This is a genomic window from Mycetocola spongiae, from assembly GCF_020424085.1.
GTDB classification, from domain to species: Bacteria; Actinomycetota; Actinomycetes; order Actinomycetales; family Microbacteriaceae; genus Mycetocola; species Mycetocola spongiae.
The window spans coordinates 1,335,309-1,350,878 of sequence record NZ_CP080203.1; the positions used below are offsets into that span (position 1 = coordinate 1,335,309).

General features: G+C 66.1%; 16 protein-coding genes. 6 read left to right on the forward strand and 10 right to left on the reverse strand.

The annotated features are described in order from the left end of the window. The first annotated feature begins 27 nt into the window (after positions 1 to 27). Together KXZ72_RS06140 and KXZ72_RS06145 are read left to right on the forward strand one after the other, a co-directional pair. Positions 28 to 816: a ThuA domain-containing protein gene (locus tag KXZ72_RS06140; protein ID WP_226083000.1), complete on the forward strand. Its 789-nt coding sequence runs from the start codon at positions 28 to 30 to the stop codon at positions 814 to 816. Then, entirely contained in the window at positions 813 to 1,937 is a 1,125-nt protein-coding gene (locus tag KXZ72_RS06145; RefSeq protein WP_226083002.1) for a Gfo/Idh/MocA family protein, read from the forward strand. The genes KXZ72_RS06140 and KXZ72_RS06145 overlap by 4 nt, the downstream gene beginning before the upstream one ends. 65 nt (positions 1,938 to 2,002) lie before the next feature. On the opposite strand, the gene tyrS is transcribed toward KXZ72_RS06145, so the two are convergent. From tyrS to KXZ72_RS06160, 3 genes are all read right to left on the reverse strand, one after another. Beyond that, complete coding sequence (tyrS, locus tag KXZ72_RS06150; protein WP_226083004.1) at positions 2,003 to 3,298, reverse strand: tyrosine--tRNA ligase; 1,296 nt, start codon at positions 3,296 to 3,298, stop codon at positions 2,003 to 2,005. Between the two features lie 102 nt (positions 3,299 to 3,400). Continuing rightward, the gene (locus KXZ72_RS06155) at positions 3,401 to 3,907 is read right to left on the reverse strand and encodes a CarD family transcriptional regulator (RefSeq protein ID WP_226083010.1); all 507 of its coding nucleotides are present in this window, start codon (positions 3,905 to 3,907) and stop codon (positions 3,401 to 3,403) included. A 90-nt stretch (positions 3,908 to 3,997) separates the two neighbouring features. Then, positions 3,998 to 4,591 (reverse strand): TetR/AcrR family transcriptional regulator, encoded by a 594-nt coding sequence (locus KXZ72_RS06160; protein WP_226083012.1) that lies wholly within the window; start codon positions 4,589 to 4,591, stop codon positions 3,998 to 4,000. Positions 4,592 to 5,168: 577 nt separating this feature from the next. Here KXZ72_RS06160 and KXZ72_RS06165 point away from each other — a divergent pair. The 4 genes from KXZ72_RS06165 (at position 5,169) to KXZ72_RS06180 (ending at position 7,898) form a co-directional block, all read left to right on the forward strand. Next, a complete protein-coding gene (locus KXZ72_RS06165) occupies positions 5,169 to 6,842 on the forward strand; it encodes a sodium:solute symporter family protein (protein WP_226083014.1) in 1,674 nt (557 codons plus the stop codon). Beyond that, complete coding sequence (locus KXZ72_RS06170; RefSeq protein ID WP_226083016.1) at positions 6,839 to 6,970, forward strand: putative transporter small subunit; 132 nt, start codon at positions 6,839 to 6,841, stop codon at positions 6,968 to 6,970. Before KXZ72_RS06165 ends, KXZ72_RS06170 begins: the two co-directional genes overlap by 4 nt. 69 nt (positions 6,971 to 7,039) lie before the next feature. Further along, complete coding sequence (locus KXZ72_RS06175) at positions 7,040 to 7,396, forward strand: hypothetical protein (protein WP_226083018.1); 357 nt, start codon at positions 7,040 to 7,042, stop codon at positions 7,394 to 7,396. Then, complete coding sequence (locus KXZ72_RS06180; RefSeq protein WP_226083020.1) at positions 7,389 to 7,898, forward strand: GNAT family N-acetyltransferase; 510 nt, start codon at positions 7,389 to 7,391, stop codon at positions 7,896 to 7,898. The genes KXZ72_RS06175 and KXZ72_RS06180 overlap by 8 nt, the downstream gene beginning before the upstream one ends. Here KXZ72_RS06180 and KXZ72_RS06185 read toward each other — a convergent pair. The 7 genes from KXZ72_RS06185 to argB form a co-directional block, all read right to left on the reverse strand. Beyond that, the gene (locus tag KXZ72_RS06185; RefSeq protein WP_226083022.1) at positions 7,895 to 8,716 is read right to left on the reverse strand and encodes a DUF2599 domain-containing protein; all 822 of its coding nucleotides are present in this window, start codon (positions 8,714 to 8,716) and stop codon (positions 7,895 to 7,897) included. The two genes, KXZ72_RS06180 and KXZ72_RS06185, sit on opposite strands and share 4 nt — an antisense overlap. An 83-nt stretch (positions 8,717 to 8,799) precedes the next feature. Beyond that, entirely contained in the window at positions 8,800 to 10,221 is a 1,422-nt protein-coding gene (gene argH, locus KXZ72_RS06190; protein ID WP_226083023.1) for an argininosuccinate lyase, read from the reverse strand. Then, the gene (locus KXZ72_RS06195; protein ID WP_226083025.1) at positions 10,221 to 11,417 is read right to left on the reverse strand and encodes an argininosuccinate synthase; all 1,197 of its coding nucleotides are present in this window, start codon (positions 11,415 to 11,417) and stop codon (positions 10,221 to 10,223) included. The genes argH and KXZ72_RS06195 overlap by 1 nt, the downstream gene beginning before the upstream one ends. Before the next feature lie 38 nt (positions 11,418 to 11,455). Next, a complete protein-coding gene (locus KXZ72_RS06200; RefSeq protein WP_226083027.1) occupies positions 11,456 to 12,538 on the reverse strand; it encodes a heparan-alpha-glucosaminide N-acetyltransferase domain-containing protein in 1,083 nt (360 codons plus the stop codon). Beyond that, positions 12,538 to 13,467 carry an ornithine carbamoyltransferase gene (argF, locus tag KXZ72_RS06205; protein WP_226083029.1) on the reverse strand — a complete coding sequence of 310 codons (930 nt, stop codon included), beginning with the start codon at positions 13,465 to 13,467 and terminating at the stop codon, positions 12,538 to 12,540. Before argF ends, KXZ72_RS06200 begins: the two co-directional genes overlap by 1 nt. 20 nt (positions 13,468 to 13,487) lie before the next feature. Further along, positions 13,488 to 14,666: an acetylornithine transaminase gene (locus tag KXZ72_RS06210; RefSeq protein WP_226083030.1), complete on the reverse strand. Its 1,179-nt coding sequence runs from the start codon at positions 14,664 to 14,666 to the stop codon at positions 13,488 to 13,490. Further along, positions 14,663 to 15,568: an acetylglutamate kinase gene (argB, locus tag KXZ72_RS06215; protein WP_226083031.1), complete on the reverse strand. Its 906-nt coding sequence runs from the start codon at positions 15,566 to 15,568 to the stop codon at positions 14,663 to 14,665. The genes KXZ72_RS06210 and argB overlap by 4 nt, the downstream gene beginning before the upstream one ends. Positions 15,569 to 15,570 lie beyond the last annotated feature (2 nt).

Here is a 15,570-nt window from a genome sequence, read left to right on the forward strand (position 1 = left end):
CATCCTCTCTCCGATAAAGGAAAAATAATGAGTCAGATTAGTTCCCCCACCGCACCCATTCGTGTCCTCGTCTGGGGCGAAAACCGCCACGAACAGGTGGAACCGGCCGTGGCCGAGCTCTATCCCCAGGGAATGCATAACACCATTCGTGAGGGTATCGAGGAGAACCTCGGTGCCGGCGCCCGCGTGCACACCACCACGCTGGACGAGCCCGAGCACGGCCTCACCGAGGAGGTCCTGAACGATACCGATGTGCTGGTCTGGTGGGGCCACGCGGCGCATGCCGAGGTCTCCGATGAGGTCGTGGAGCGCGTGCAACGCCACGTACTCTCCGGCATGGGCCTGCTGGTCCTGCACTCGGGGCACTGGTCCAAGATCTTCCAGAAGCTCATGGGTACCTCCTGCACCCTGCGCTGGCGCAGCGAACAGGACCGCGAGATCGTCTGGACCGTGGACCCCACCCACCCCATCGCGCAGGGCGTGCCGCATCCGTTTATCATTCCGCAGCAGGAAATGTACGGCGAGTTTTTTGATATTCCCGCACCCGATGAGCTGATCTTCCTGAGCACGTTCTCCGGCGGCGAGGTCTTCCGCAGCGGCTGCACGTGGCGACGCGGCTTTGGAAAGATCTTCTTCTTCAGCCCCGGCGATCAGGACTATCCGGTATATCACCACCGCGATGTGCGCCGGGTCATCGCCAATGGCGTGAGCTGGGCGCAGACCCTGCGCCCCGAGCGCGCGGTCCCCACGCTGCTGCGCTATGAGACCGAGGACTTTTATAACGGCGGCGGCTACCGCGGGGCGATGGAGCGATGAGCCACCACACCCTCGCCGATCCGCACACCCCCGTCCGCATCATCCTGGTGGGGGCCGGCGCGATGGGCAAAAACTGGCTCGGCGCGCTCACCCGCTCCCCCGATGCCGAGGTTGTGGGCCTCGTGGACCTCAACCTGGAGGCCGCGACCGAGGCCCTCGGCGAATACGGGCTGGGCCATCTGCCCGTGGATACCTCGGTATCCGCGCTCGCCCGGCGCACCGGGGCGCAGGCGGTGGTGAATGTGACCGTGCCGGTCGCACATCACCCGGTCAGTACCGAGGCGCTCTTTGCGGGCCTGCCCGTGCTCTGCGAAAAACCGATCGCGCCAACCGTGGCCACCGCGCTCTCGCTCGCGGGGGCCGCCGAGGCCAGCGGGCAGCTGCTGATGACCAGCCAGTCGCGCCGCCACTATCGCGCGATCGAGGAGCTGCGGCACGGGGTGCGCGGTCTGGGCCGCCTCGGCGATGCCAGCACGCTCTTTGCCAAGGCGCCGCATTTTGGCGGCTTCCGCGATGAGATGGACCACGTGCTTCTGGTGGACATGGCTATCCACGCCTTTGACGCTGCACGCTATCTGCTGGATCGCGATCCGGTGGCCGTGTACTGCGAGGAATATAACCCGGCCTGGAGCTGGTATGCCGGCGCCGCCTCGGCCAGCGCAATCTTCGAGTTCACCGATGGCGTGCGCTATGTCTATCACGGCAGCTGGTGCACCCCCGGGCAGGAAACCTCCTGGAATGGCAGCTGGCGCATCGGCGGCGAGCACGGCACCGCGACCTGGGACGGCGATGGCTCACCCGTCGTGGAGAATACCGCGGGTGCGGTGGGCGAGCTGCCCGCACACCTCGCGGAGGAGATTGATTATCCCGAGGAGATCAACGGCTCGCTCGCGGAGTTTATTGCGGCGCTGCGCGATGGCCACGTGCCCGCGACCGAGGTGCATGCCAATATTCTTAGCCTCGCGATGGTGGAGGCCGCGGTGGCCTCGGCCGAGACCGGGCGGCGCATCGCGCTCGCGGATGTGTTAACGCAGGCGCGCCTGGATGCCCTCGCCGCGGAACAACGCGCGGATATTCGCGCGCTGCTGGCCCGCGATGCCGGGGTCACCCTCCCGGCCTAATCTGCGGATAAAACGCGGCGGCCCGCGTTCCCCATTGGGAACGCGGGCCGCCGTTTATGAATCGGCTAGGCGAGGAAGATCCCCGCGAGGGTCTTTTTGCCGCGGCGCAGGACCGCAACATTTCCGGGCAGGGCCTCGGTCAGCGCCGCCTGCTCATCGGCCACCTTAACGTTATTCAGGGATACGCCGCCCTGGGCGATCGCGCGGCGGGCCTCGCCGAGGCTCGCGCAAAGACCGGTATCCACAAGCAGCTGGGCCACCCCGGTGCCCAGCGCGGCCTCGGCATGCGGCAGCTCGCGCAGCGCGGCGCGGAGCGTCTCGGAATCCAGCGTGGACAGCTCGCCCTGGCCAAAGAGGGCCTCGGAGGCGGCGATCGCGGCCGCGGCCGCCTCGGCGCCGTGCACCAGGGTGACCACCTCAAGCGCGAGGCGCTTCTGCGCGGCGCGACGGAACGGGGCCTCGGCCACCTGGGTGGCGTAGTCCTCGATCTCGGCGCGGGTGAGGAAGGTGAAGACCTTCAGGCGATCCACCACATCGGCGTCATCGGTATTCAGCCAGAACTGGTACATCGCATAGGGGCTGCACATCTCGGCGTCGAGCCAGATGGCATTGCCCTCGCTCTTGCCAAATTTGGTTCCGTCGCTATTGGTGATCAGCGGGGTGCCGATGGCGTGCACGGAGGCGGAGTCCGAGCGGCGCACAAGCTCCACGCCGCCGATTAGGTTGCCCCACTGATCGCTGCCGCCGGTCTGCAGCATGCAGCCATAGCTGCGGTGCAGCTCGCGGAAGTCCAGCGCCTGCAGGATCTGATAGCTGAACTCGGTATAGCTGATTCCGGCCTCGGAGTTCAGCCGCGCGGAGACCGCGTCCTTTTTGATCATGGTGCCCACGCGGAAGTACTGGCCGATATCGCGCAGGAATTCGATCGCTGTGAGCGGGGCCGTCCAGTCGAGGTTATTCACCAGGCGCAGGCCGTTCTCCCCCTCGGTATCCACATAGCGGGAGACCTGGGCCTGGAGCCGGGTGACCCAGGCGGCCACGGTCTCGGGAGAGTTGAGGGTGCGCTCGGCGGTGGGCCGCGGGTCGCCGATCAGGCCGGTCGAGCCACCCACGAGGCCCAGCGGGCGGTGGCCGGCCAGCTGCAGGCGGCGCAGCAGGAGCAGCTGTACAAAATTTCCGAGATGCAGGCTCGGGGCCGTGGGGTCAAATCCGCAATAATACGTGATCGGCTCGCCATCGAGGAGCGTGCGCAGCTCCTCGGCATCGGTGGAGACATGAATCAGGCCACGCCAGTTCAGTTCGTCCCACAGGGTCTCAAACGAGGAGTCATTGCTCTGCTGGGTAAAAATGGGATTAGACACCCGGCAAGCCTATCAGCGCGCACCCGCCCGGAATGCCGAAAACCCGGCCAATTCGCCCCCGAGGGGAGCGAACCGACCGGGCTTTACCGGAGACGGGAACCGCTAGGAGGCGACGGGTGCCGCGGGGGCGGCGGCCAGTACGGCCTCCAGCTCCACGGTGGCCTCCTCGACGCCGGTGGCGCGGGCGAGGGCGAGCTCGGAGGCGAGCACCTCGGTGGCCTTCTGCAGCATGCGCTTCTCTCCGGGAGACACGCCCTTTTCGGTATCGCGGCGCCACAGGTCGCGGACAACCTCGGCGATGCGCTGAACGCTACCGGAGGCCATCTTTTCCTGGTTGGCCTTAAAACGACGCGACCAGTTACCGGGCTCCTCGATGACCTCCTCGCGCAGGACTCCGTAGACCTCCTGCACGCCGGCCTCATCGATGACCTCGCGCACGCCCACCTGCTCCAGGTTGTCCACGGGCACCTGAATCTCCAGCTCGGTGGTGTGTACACGAAGGGTCAGGTAGGTCTTGGTTTCACCCTTGATCACGCGCTCGGCCACGGCCGAGATGGTGACGGCCCCGTGGTGCGGGTAAACGAGGGTGTGTCCGACGGTGTAATTCATGTGTTTTTCCTGACTCTTCTTGGGCAAAGCTTTAGGGAGTGACGCCGAGGATTCCCCCGCGGTTGAGGGAGCCCGGGTGGAACGGGAGAGCTAAAAATACGGGGTGGTCTCGCGCGCGAGCGCGGGATGTAATTCCACAAGAACCGACACGATTTGATCGTCGTCGAGGTCCAGATCGCCATCCATCCAGGAGCGGATGACCGTGAGGACACCGCCCGAGACATAGAGGGCCTGGGCGAGGTTGCCCGAGTCGCGGACCAGCTCGCGCGCATAGCGCAGGAGCGTCTCGTCATAGGCCGGGCGCAGGAGGGCCGAGCGCGAGGCCATGCCATAAAAGGAGAAATTATCTACCAGGTGATCCACCAGATAGCGATAGCCGATGCGGGTGGCCTGGTATTCGGTGAGGTAGTCATCGCGGCGGCGGGTGCGCTCCAGCTCCACCACCTCGGAGAAGGCCTGGGTGAGGAGTTCCTCGGCCACGGCCGCGAGATCGGCGAAGTGCGCATAAAAGGAGCTGCGGCTGATGCCGGCGCGGCGCACGATATCGCTCACCGAGAAGTCGTCTGCCCCCGCGAGGGAGAGCTCGCCCACGGCGTCAAGAATGACCTGCCGGGTGGACGCCGAACGGGGGTCGGGGGAACCCCGGCGAGTCTGCCGTAAAGACGGCCGATTCGGGGTAGACATGACCCCCATTCTAACACATATCGGACATGTGTGCACAAAAGAATTGGGCTGACCAGCGGGGCTCCGCCGAGTTGCCCGGGAGGCAACTCGGGACGAAGTGAGCGCCGTGCCGTATTTTTTGGGGAAATTATTTAGCGCAGGTCAATTGCGTTTTATGGGACCGGTATGGCGCGGGAGCGCGGCATTCGAGTGGCCCCCGAGTTGCCCCAGAGGCACCGACTCTTGCTAGGGTAGGGATGTTGGCCAATCTCATACCACTTGTTTTGCGAATGCGGGGCGGGTGCCCGAGACCTGGCCAACCACCCACGTTTCCCGCGGCGCCGCGGGAGCGCCCGATTCCGGATCGGCTCGCGCCGATCGCGCCCGAAGGCATTGCCGCCGCGGCGGGGATCGGCACTCCCGAGCTTCACTGCGCCGCCCGGACCGGGCACAGCCCCTGCGCCCCCGGGAGGGACGCGCGCAACGCGGCGACGTCATGTTTTTACCGCCGTACCCTTCTGCCCTTCTCGCAGAACCCCGACGCCGCCGATCACCGCGGAGTACTTCGGCGCCCCGCGAGTATCCAGAAAGGAAACCGATGGAACCGGAAGGCTCTGCCCTCCAGCAACTCGGCTGGCCAATCACCATTCTTCTGCTCATCGTCTTTTTCGGTGGCACCCTCTATATGTCCTATGCGATCAGCCGCAAGCGCGAGAACGCCGACGACTATATGACCGCCGGCAATAAGCTCGGCTTTGGCATCTCGGCGGCCTCGATGACCGCCACCTGGATCTGGGCCGCGTCGATGTACGCCTCCGCGACCTCGGGCTATACCTACGGAATCTCCGGCCCCATCCACTACGGGCTCTGGGGCGCCTTGATGATCCTGTTCATCTACCCCTTTGGCAAGCGCATTCGCGCCGTGGCCCCGCGCGCCCATACCCTCGCCGAGGTGATGTTCGCCCGGCACGGCCGCTCCAGCCAGCTCATGCTGGCCGGCTCCAATGTGCTGGGCAGCGTGATTAGCCTGACCTCCAACCTGATCGCCGGCGGCGCGCTGGTCTCGCTGCTCACGCCGATGAGCTTTGGTACCGGCATCGTGGTGATCGGCGGCGGCGTGCTGCTCTATACGCTGTGGTCGGGATTCCGCGCCTCGGTACTCACCGATTTTGCGCAGGTGGTGGCGATGCTCGGCGCGGTGGTAATCATCATCCCGGCGATCTTTTTCCTCGCCGGCGGCCCCGATATGTTTATCTCGGGCGCCAAAAACCTCACACCCCAGCAGGGTGATTTTTTCTCCTCCGATGCCTTCATGCATCAGGGAGCTCCCTATATCGCGGCGGTCCTCGCCTATGCGATCGGCAATCAGACCATCGCGCAGCGCCTCTTCGCGGTGCGCGAGGACCTGATCAAAAAGACCTTTATCACCGCCACCGTGGGCTATGGCGCCACCATTATTGGCATCGGCATGCTCGGCGTGATGGCGCTCTACCTGGGCATCGAGCCGCTCGGCGGCGACGTGAATAACCTGATCCCGCAGATGGCCGCGACCTATCTGGGGCCGCTCCTGCTGTGCCTGTTTTTTATCATGATCATCGGGGCACTGTGCTCAACCGCCGATTCCGATCTGGCCGCGCTGTCCTCGATCATGATGACCGATGTTTATGGGCAGGCCGTGGCGGGCAAAAAAAACGCCAACCCCCGCACGATGCTGCTGGTGGGTCGGCTCACGATGATTATCGCCACCGTGGCCGCGCTCTATTTTGCCAGCGCCCGGATGAATATCCTCGACATGCTGGTCTTTGTGGGGGCGCTCTGGGGCGCCCTGGTATTCCCCGTGATCGCGAGCTTCTACTGGTCCAAGGTCACCAATGCTGCCTTCACCGTCTCGGTACTGGCGGCGCTGGCGCTCTTCCTGCCCGTGCGCTTCGAGTGGATCCCCATGACCGGGGCCATCGGCTATATCAGCGATGTGATCGCCGTGATCGGAATCGGCGTGGTGCTGGGCCTGATGTCTTTTGGCTTCTTTGGGCTGCGCCCCGCGCTGATCATCGGGATCGCCGCGATCGCGGTCTCCGCCCCGTTTGCGATCGGCTTCCTGCATGACTATCCGGTGCTCAGCGGATCGCTGATCGCCTATGCCGTGAGCACCGTGGTGTGTTATCTGATGTCGTTCCGGAATACCCGCGACTTCGATTTTGCGACCATCGCGCAGCGCACCGGCAATTTTGACCACCGCCCCGAAAGCACAACCGAGAGGGAACGGGTATGACCGCGTTCTGGATGACCTGTTACGTGTTGATTTGGCCGCTGATCGTGGCCGGCACGCTGTTTTATATCGCGCGCGCGTTTTTTGCCGAGTGGCGGGAATCGCGCAGGCGCGGTGAGCGCATCATCTAATCCCGTGGCCGCGCACCCGGCTCGCGCGCGACCCACCCAGGTCGCGCGCGAGCCGGTATCATTGGTCGAATGCTGACACGACGCGACGCCGCACTCCGCCTGGACATCCCCCTCGAGATGGCCTCCCGGCACGGGATCCCCTCGCGGATCAGCGAGGAAGACCTCGCCGCCATCGAGGCCACTCCCCCGGCCTGGCTGCTGCAGTCCCGCGCCAATCGCACCGGTAAAAAGCCGGTCTGGGTGGCGCTCGTGTGCACCGTATGCGGATTCACCGAGCAGGCGCGGCCCAAAAAATGGTGGCCCGAGTTCACCTATCTGAGCTGCGATGACCACTACGACTATAACCTTCCCGATCCCGCACCGGGCCTGTCCCGCACCGAGATCCCGGGCGTCGGCAGCCGCTTCATCGGCATCGTGGATGCCTGATTCCCCGCTCATCCGCACGCCGCGGATCGAGGACGCCGCGCTGCTGGGCCGCATCCACCAGCAGTGCTGGATCGACGCCTATGGCCCCCACGTGGACGAGGATTATTGGCTGCACTCCACCGAGGAGCGCCGGATCGGCGCGTGGGAGCGCCTGATTCGCCGCGCCGATCCCCGGCGAATCGCGCTGCTCGCCGAGGACGGGGATGACGTGCTCGGTTTTGCGGTCCTGGGTCTCCCGCTGGAACGCGAACACCCAGGCATCCCGGTGGCCCCGGGCCGCGAACTCCAGCATCTTTATGTGGCACCGGGCGAGCGCGGGCGTGGCATCGGTTCCGCCCTGCTGGGCGCGCTGCCGGCCGAGCCCATACACGCCTGGGTGCCCGCCGCGTTTTCTCGGGCCCGCCACTTCCTCGCCGCGCGGGGCTTTGAGCCCGAGGGCGCCGTGGAGGACGCCGCCCGCACCCTCGCCGGGCTGCCCGCGCTGCGCCTGCGGCGCGCCTAGTTACACAGGTGCCGGAAGCTATCCAGATAGCTCTCGCGCACGATCCACTCGTCGAGATTCCAGGAGCGCTTAATCGGCGCAAACTGCTGATGGCAGCGATACTGCCAAAAGAGCTGCTCGGTATCGGCCTCGGGCATCAGCGCGATGACCTCCTCCCAGCCGCTGCGGATCGCCCACGGATTATTCATCGTGATCCGGTTCCAGAACGTGGGCCGCACCTCGAGCGTGCGCCCGCGCGGATCGCGCTCGCTCCAGCGCACCCCGGCGATTAATCGGCGGCCAAAAAGCGGATCCACCAGAAACGGATAGCTGTGCTCCGCGCGCGGCTCGATCACCTGGGAGAGCCCGCGCCCGGCCACCACAAAATACGTGTTGATCGGGATGCCGCGCGCATCCATCGCCCACGGCGCCGCGGCCCCGCCCAAAAACTCGTTTTGCGCCCCGCGCAGATATACCGCATCGGCGGAAAACTCGTGGATAAGCGTGGCACCGGAGGGGAGATCCAGGGTGTAGTCGATGCGGGTTCCCGCGCCCGGGCCGGGCAGGACCGTGGCCAGCTGGGAGCCGCCGGGCCGGTCCAGGGTCAGCGCGAAGCGGTCGCCGTCGCCGGGGGCTGCCCATGCGCGCAGGCCCGGCAGCGGCGCGGCTAGCTCGGAGCTGCCGGCCGCGGGCAGAATCCACGGCGTCACGGCCTCGCCCGCCGCCTGCGGCGTGACAAAATCAAATTCGCCACCCGGCCGCTCGATCGCCAATCGGCGCAGCAGGGGCATCACATCGCGGAGCGGGGCCGGGACCGGGGGCGCGAGGATCGGACTCATGATGCCTCCCAGTCTAGGCACTCGCGGGGGCAAAAACGCCGCCCCCGCCCCACAGGGCGGAGGCGGCGTCGAGGCGGCTCACCCTAGCGGTAGAGCGCCACCTGGCTGCGCAGCGCGTCCAACTGCTCCAGAACGCGCGGCGTGGCGGTGCCACCCACGCCGAGGCGGCTATTCACCGAGCCCTCGGCCGTGAGCACATCGCGCACGGCGGGCAGCAGGTGCGGGGAAACCGCGGCCAGCTGCTCATCCGTGGGCTCGTGCAGTTCCAGGCCGTTCTCCTCGCAGAAACGCACAAGCTCCCCGGAGATCTCGTGGGCATCGCGGAAGACCACACCCTGCTTCACGAGCCACTCGGCCACATCGGTCGCGAGCGAGAAGCCCTGCGGGGCTAGCTCGGCCATGCGCTCGGTGTTAAACGTGAGTGTGGCGATCATGCCATTAAACGCGGGCAGCAGAACCTCGAGGGTATCCACGGAGTCAAAAATCGGCTCCTTATCCTCCTGCAAATCCCGGTTATAGGCCAGCGGCAGCGCCTTCAGCGTGGCCAGCAGGCCCGTGAGGTTGCCGATCAGGCGACCCGATTTTCCGCGCGCAAGCTCCGCGATATCCGGGTTTTTCTTCTGCGGCATGATGCTCGACCCGGTGGAGAAGCTATCGTGCAGGCGCACAAACCCAAACTCGCGGGTATTCCAGAGGATGATCTCCTCGGACAGGCGCGAGAGGTTAATGCCCACCTGGGCCAGGATAAACGCAAACTCGGCGGCCACATCCCGCGCGGCGGTGGCGTCGATGGAGTTCTCGAGCGCCTCCCCCATGCCCAGCTCGCGGGCCACGAGGGCCGGATCCAGGCCCAGCGAGGAACCCGCGAGGGCCCCCGCACCATAGGGCGAGCGACGCGCGCGCGCCGACCAATCGCGCAGGCGCTCCAGGTCACGCATGAGCGGCCACGCGTGGGCGGCCAGCTGATGGGCAAGCAGAACGGGCTGCGCATGCTGCAGGTGGGTGCGTCCCGGCATGATCGCCGCGATATGCGCCTGAGCCTGCTCGGTCAGGATCTCCACAAGCTGCACCAGCAGCCCGCGGATAATGCCCTCATGCTCCAGCATGTACAGGCGCACCAGCGTGGCGATCTGGTCGTTGCGGCTGCGACCCGCGCGCAGCTTGCCCCCGAGGTGGGAGCCCGCGCGCTCAACCAGGCCGCGCTCCAGGGCTGAGTGCACGTCCTCATCGGATTCGGCTGCGGCAAACGCGCCGCTGAGCACATCGGCGCGCAGCGTTTCGAGGGCCGCGTGCATAGCGATCAGCTCATCGGCGTCCAGATAACCGGCATCCTTCAGCGCCACTGCATGCGCCTTGGAACCGTCGATGTCATAGCCGGCGAGGGCCCAGTCAAACTGCGTGGACTTGCTCAGCCGGGCGAGCTCGGGCGAGGGCCCGCTGGCGAACCGGCCGCCCCAGAGGGCACCCGATTCGCCCGCGCGGTTTCCCGTGTTTTCGGCGCTCACTAGTTTGCGAGATCCCGACGAGCGGCGATCTTGCTCGGCAGCGACCACAGGTCGATGAAGCCCTTGGCCAGCGACTGGTCGAAGGTATCGCCGGTGTCGTAGGTGGCCAGCTCAAAGTCGTACAGGCTCTGCTTGGACTGGCGTCCGGTGACCACGGCGGTACCGGCGTGCAGCTTCAGGCGCACATCGCCCGAGACATACTTCTGGCTCTCGTCGATGAATACGTCCAGGGCACGCTTCAGACCCGAGAACCACAGGCCGTCGTATACCAGCTCGGACCACTTGGCCTCGATGCCGCGCTTATAGCGGGCCAGGTCGCGCTCCACGGTGAGGTCCTCGAGGGCCTCGTGTGCGGCGATCAGGGCGATCGCGCCGGGGGCCTCATAAACCTCGCGGCTCTTGATGCCCACCAGGCGGTCCTCAACCATGTCCAGGCGACCCACACCCTGGTCGCCCGCGAGACGGTTCATGATCTCCACGGCCTGCAGCGGCGTGACGCTCTCGCCGTCGATGGCCACCGGGATGCCCTGGTTAAAGGTGATGATGACCTCGGTGGGTGCACCGGCCTCGGCGGGGTTTTTGGTATAGGTGTAGATGTCCTCGATCGGGGCGTTCCACGGGTCCTCCAGGAAACCGGTCTCGACCGCGCGGCCCCAGACGTTCTGGTCCACCGAATAGGGGCTCTTCTTGGACTGCTCGATGGGCAGGTTGTGCTCGGCCGCATAGACGATGGCCTTATCGCGGGTGAGCGCGAGGTCACGCACGGGCGCGATGCTCGTGAGCTCGGGGGCGATCGCGGTGACCGCGGCCTCGAAGCGCACCTGGTCGTTGCCCTTACCGGTGCAACCGTGGGCCACCGAGTTGGCACCCAGCTCCTGGGCGGTCTGCGCGAGGTATTTGGCGATCAGCGGGCGGCTCAGGGCCGAGACCAGCGGATACTGCTTCTGATACTTCGCGTTTGCCTTCAGCGCGGGCATCAGATAGTCATTGGCGAATTCGTCCTTGGCGTCCACCACTACGGACTCCACGGCGCCACAGTCCAGGGCGCGCTGACGGACCACGTCCATGTCCTCGCCGTCCTGTCCGACGTCGATGGCGAGTGCTACAACCTCTTTACCGGTGGCATCCTTGAGCCAGCCGATACCTACCGAGGTGTCGAGCCCGCCCGAGTATGCGAGTACAACGCGTTCAGCCATGTCCTTGTTCTCCTTGATTTTGGTGTTAATAGGTAAGTCTAGTGAGGTGCGACCGCGGGTGCGGGCGCGGAGGCCGCCGCCCGACTGGCGCGGGTCAGCAGGGCCTCGAGTGGGCCGCGCTTCAGGAGCAGTATCCAGAGCGGGCAGATCACCAGCGTGACCGCGATGAACCAGAATAACTGGGCCGCGGTATCCACGCCGTAATAGCCACTCGCGTTGATGATCGCGAGGGCAATCAGGTGCACACTATAGGCGGTGAGCGCCATCTTTCCCGTGGCCTCCACGGGGAAAAGAATGCTGTGGGCCGGCGCCGGCAGGCTCAGGCACGCGGCGATCACCAGGAGAGCCACCCCGCCCGCGCCGATCAGCTCAAACGTGCTGCCGCTATGCGGGGTCGCCCCCAGCAGGTTGGCCCAATCGGGCATCCCCAGGACGTATTGCGGCGTTTCGACCCGCACCAGGCTGCCCAGCAGCGCGGCCCCGCCATAACCCAGCACGGTGCCCGCGGCCCCGAAGAGTGCCAGGCGGGCGCGGATGGTGGCAGACCCCAGGTCGAGGCGGCCGATACCCAGGCCCAGGAGCATAAACGCGAGCCAGAGGATCACCGGATAATAGCCCGTGAACATCAGCTCGGTGAAGGCGCTGCCGGGGCCCGCCCACTCCCGGATAGCCAGTGCGAGGCCCACCTGAATCGGCGGACCAAAGAGCGCGATACCTCCCGCAAGCAGGAAGAGGTTGCGCGGACGCCAGCTCAGGAACATGATCGCGAGAATAAACGCCACGGCATAATATTCCAGGATCACCGCGATATAGTGCGGGCCCAGCGCCAGGATTCCCCCCAGCGCAAAGATCAGCACGGCCCGGGTGCCGATGCGCAGCCGCGCGCGCAGCAGATCCACGCCCGTGGCCGGGGTCTGCCGGCCCGAGAGCAGCGCCAGCGAGACGCCCGCGAGCACCGCAAAAAGCGCCGCCGAGCGCCCGTTAACGAGGGAGATCCAGGTATCCGGGGAGGCCCCGACGGGCTCCTCCGGCACAAGAATATGCGCCACAAACATGCCCAGGATCGCCAGACCCCGGGCCAGGTCGAGGCCGCGGATTCGTGTGCCGGAGGAAACGGACACTAGGCCGCGTTCTTTTCCAGCAGCCAGACCATGAGGGCCTTCTGCGCGTGCAGGCGGTTCTCCGCCTCGTCCCAGACCACCGAGCGCGGGCCGTCGATCACGGAGGCCTCCACCTCATAGCCGCGATAGGCGGGCAGGCAGTGCATAAAAATGGCGTCGTTTTTGGCGGAGTCAAAAAGCTCCTGGGTCACGGCATAGGGACGGAACGCCGCCTCGCGGTCGGCCTTCTCGTCCTCCTTACCCATCGAGACCCAGGTATCGGTGACCACCACATCGGCACCGGCCACGGCCAGGGCCGGATCGGTGGTGATCAGGACCGATCCCCCGGTGGTCGCGGCGATCGCCTCGGCATCGGCGATGACCGCGGCGGCGGGGGCAAACCCGGCCGGGGCGGCCACGCGCACGTGCATTCCCGCGGTCACGCAGGCCAGCAGATAGGAGTTACCCATATTGCAGGCCCCATCGCCGAGGAACGCCAGGACCTGGCCGGCCAGCTCCCCGCGGTGCTCGCGGATGGTTTGCAGATCGGCGAGGAGCTGGCACGGGTGGAAATCATCGGAGAGCGCGTTGATCACGGGGATCGTGGTGCCCTCCGCCATCTCCTCGAGGCCCGAGTGGGCGAAGGTGCGCCAGACGATCGCGGCGACCTGGCGTTCCAGCACGCGCGCGGTATCGGCCACGGATTCCTTGGCCCCGAGCTGGCTATCCCCCGAGGTGATGATCAGCGGCGAGCCGCCCAGATCGGCGATGCCGGTGGCAAAGGAGATCCGGGTGCGCGTGGAGGTCTTATCAAAAAACACCGAAACGGTCTGCGGGCCGGCCAGCGGCGTGCGGGCATAGCGGTCGGCCTTCAGCGCGATGGCCAGGTCAAGAACCTCGGCCTGCTCGGCGGGCGAGAGGTCGTCATCGCGAAGGAAATGGCGGGTCATAGCGGCTCCTATCGTGGGGGTCATGCGTGGGCGGCGAGAACGGAACCGAGCAGCGTGGTGAACTCGGTGACGTCCGCGGAGGTGATATTCAGCGGCGGGGCGATCCGCAGCGTATCCGGGTTGGGCGGGTTGATGATCAGTCCCGTGGCGAGGGCCTCGCGCGCCAGATCCGCCGCGATCGGCTGGGTCAGGGCGATGCCCAGGAGCAGGCCGCTGCCGCGAATCCCGGAGATCAGCGGGGAGTTCAGCGCGGCGATCTCGGCGCGGATCTGCGCCTCGCGCTCGCGCACGTTTGTGAGCAGATCGGCGGTTTCAATCTCGTTGAGCACCGCGAGGGCCACGGCCGTGGCGAGCGGGTTGCCGCCAAATGTGGTGCCGTGATTTCCGGGCTTAAGCAGTTCGGAGGCGGCGCCCGTGGTGATCAGGGCCCCCACGGGAAAACCGCCGCCGAGGCCCTTGGCCAGGGTGAAGGCATCGGGCATGATGCCCGCGGATTGGAAACCAAACCACTCGCCCGTGCGCCCCACGCCCGTCTGGATATCATCCACGATCAGCAGGACTCCGTGGCTGCGGGTGAGCTCACGCGCGGCGCTCAGATAGCCCTCGGGCAGCGGAACCACCCCGGCCTCGCCCTGGATCGGCTCGATGATTAGCGCCGAGACGGTATCGTCCAGGGCCTCCCCGAGTGCCTCGATGGTGGCCGGGATATGCTCCACCCCGGTGAGCATCGGGCCAAACGGATCCCGATACGCGGCCTTCGCGGTGAGCGCTAGCGCGCCCATGCTCCGGCCGTGGAATGCCTGTTCCAGCGCGAGGATGCGCGGGCGGGCGGTGCCGCCGTGCAGCCGTGCCAGCTTAAACGCGGCCTCATTGGCCTCGGTTCCGGAATTGGTGAAAAAGACCCTTCCACTCTCGCCGGTTCCCGCGAGCTGCTTAATCTTCTCGGCGAGGGCCAGCTGCGGCAGCGAGGAGAAAAAATTGGATACGTGCATGAGGCGTCCGGCCTGCTCGGAGACCGCGGCCACCACGGCGGGGTGGGCGTGCCCGAGGGAGTTCACGGCGATGCCGCCGAGGAAGTCCAGATAGGTGCGGCCGTCGATATCGGTCACGTGGGCGCCCGATCCGCGCACCAGGAGCGCCTGGGTCGGGCCAAACGTATTCATCATGTTTTGGGCTTCGGTATCGTGCCAGGTGATCATGCGTCTTCGCTCACTACTTGGGTGCCGATGCCGTTCTGGGTGAAGACCTCCAGCAGGATCGAGTGTTCGATCCGGCCGTCGATGATGGCGGCATTGGGCACGCCACCCTCCACCGCGTCCAGGCAGGCGTTCATTTTGGGGATCATGCCCGATTCCAGCTCGGGCAGCAGGGCACGCAGCTCCACGGTGTTAATCACCGAGACCAGCGAATCCCGGTTGGGCCAATCGCTATAGAGCCCCGCGACATCCGTGAGGACCAGCAGCTTCTGCGCCTGCAGGGCCACGGCCACCGCGGCGGCCGCGGAATCGGCATTAATATTCAGCAGCTTCTCGGGATCGTCGAGGTCATAGGCGATCGACGTGATCACGGGAATGCGTCCGGCGTCCAGGGCATCCATCACGGAGGAGGGATCCACCTCGAGGATATCGCCCACGCGGCCGAGGTCCAGCTCCACGCCGTCCACGATCACGCCGCGGGTGCGGCCGCCAAATAGATTGCCGTGCTCGCCGGCGATCGAGCGGGCAATCGTGCCGTGCTCGTTAATCAGCGCCACGAGTTCCTTATTCACGCGGTTGCGCAGCACATCGCGCACCACGCCGATGGCCTCGGGGCTGGTATAGCGGTAGCCGCCGCGGAACTCGCTGGCGATATTCTTCTCTGCCAGGCCCGCGGAGATCTGCGGGCCGCCGCCGTGGACCACCACGGGGCGCAGGCCGGCGTGGTGCAGGAACACCATATCCTCGGCAAATGCGGCGCTCAGCTCGGGCGAGACCATGGCGTTGCCGCCAAATTTTACGACCACGATTGCGCCGTGATAGCGCTTCAGCCAGGGCAGGGCCTCGATCAGGACGGCGGCCTTGGCGGCCGCCTCGGACGGGGAAACCTCGATAGTAGTGGGCATGC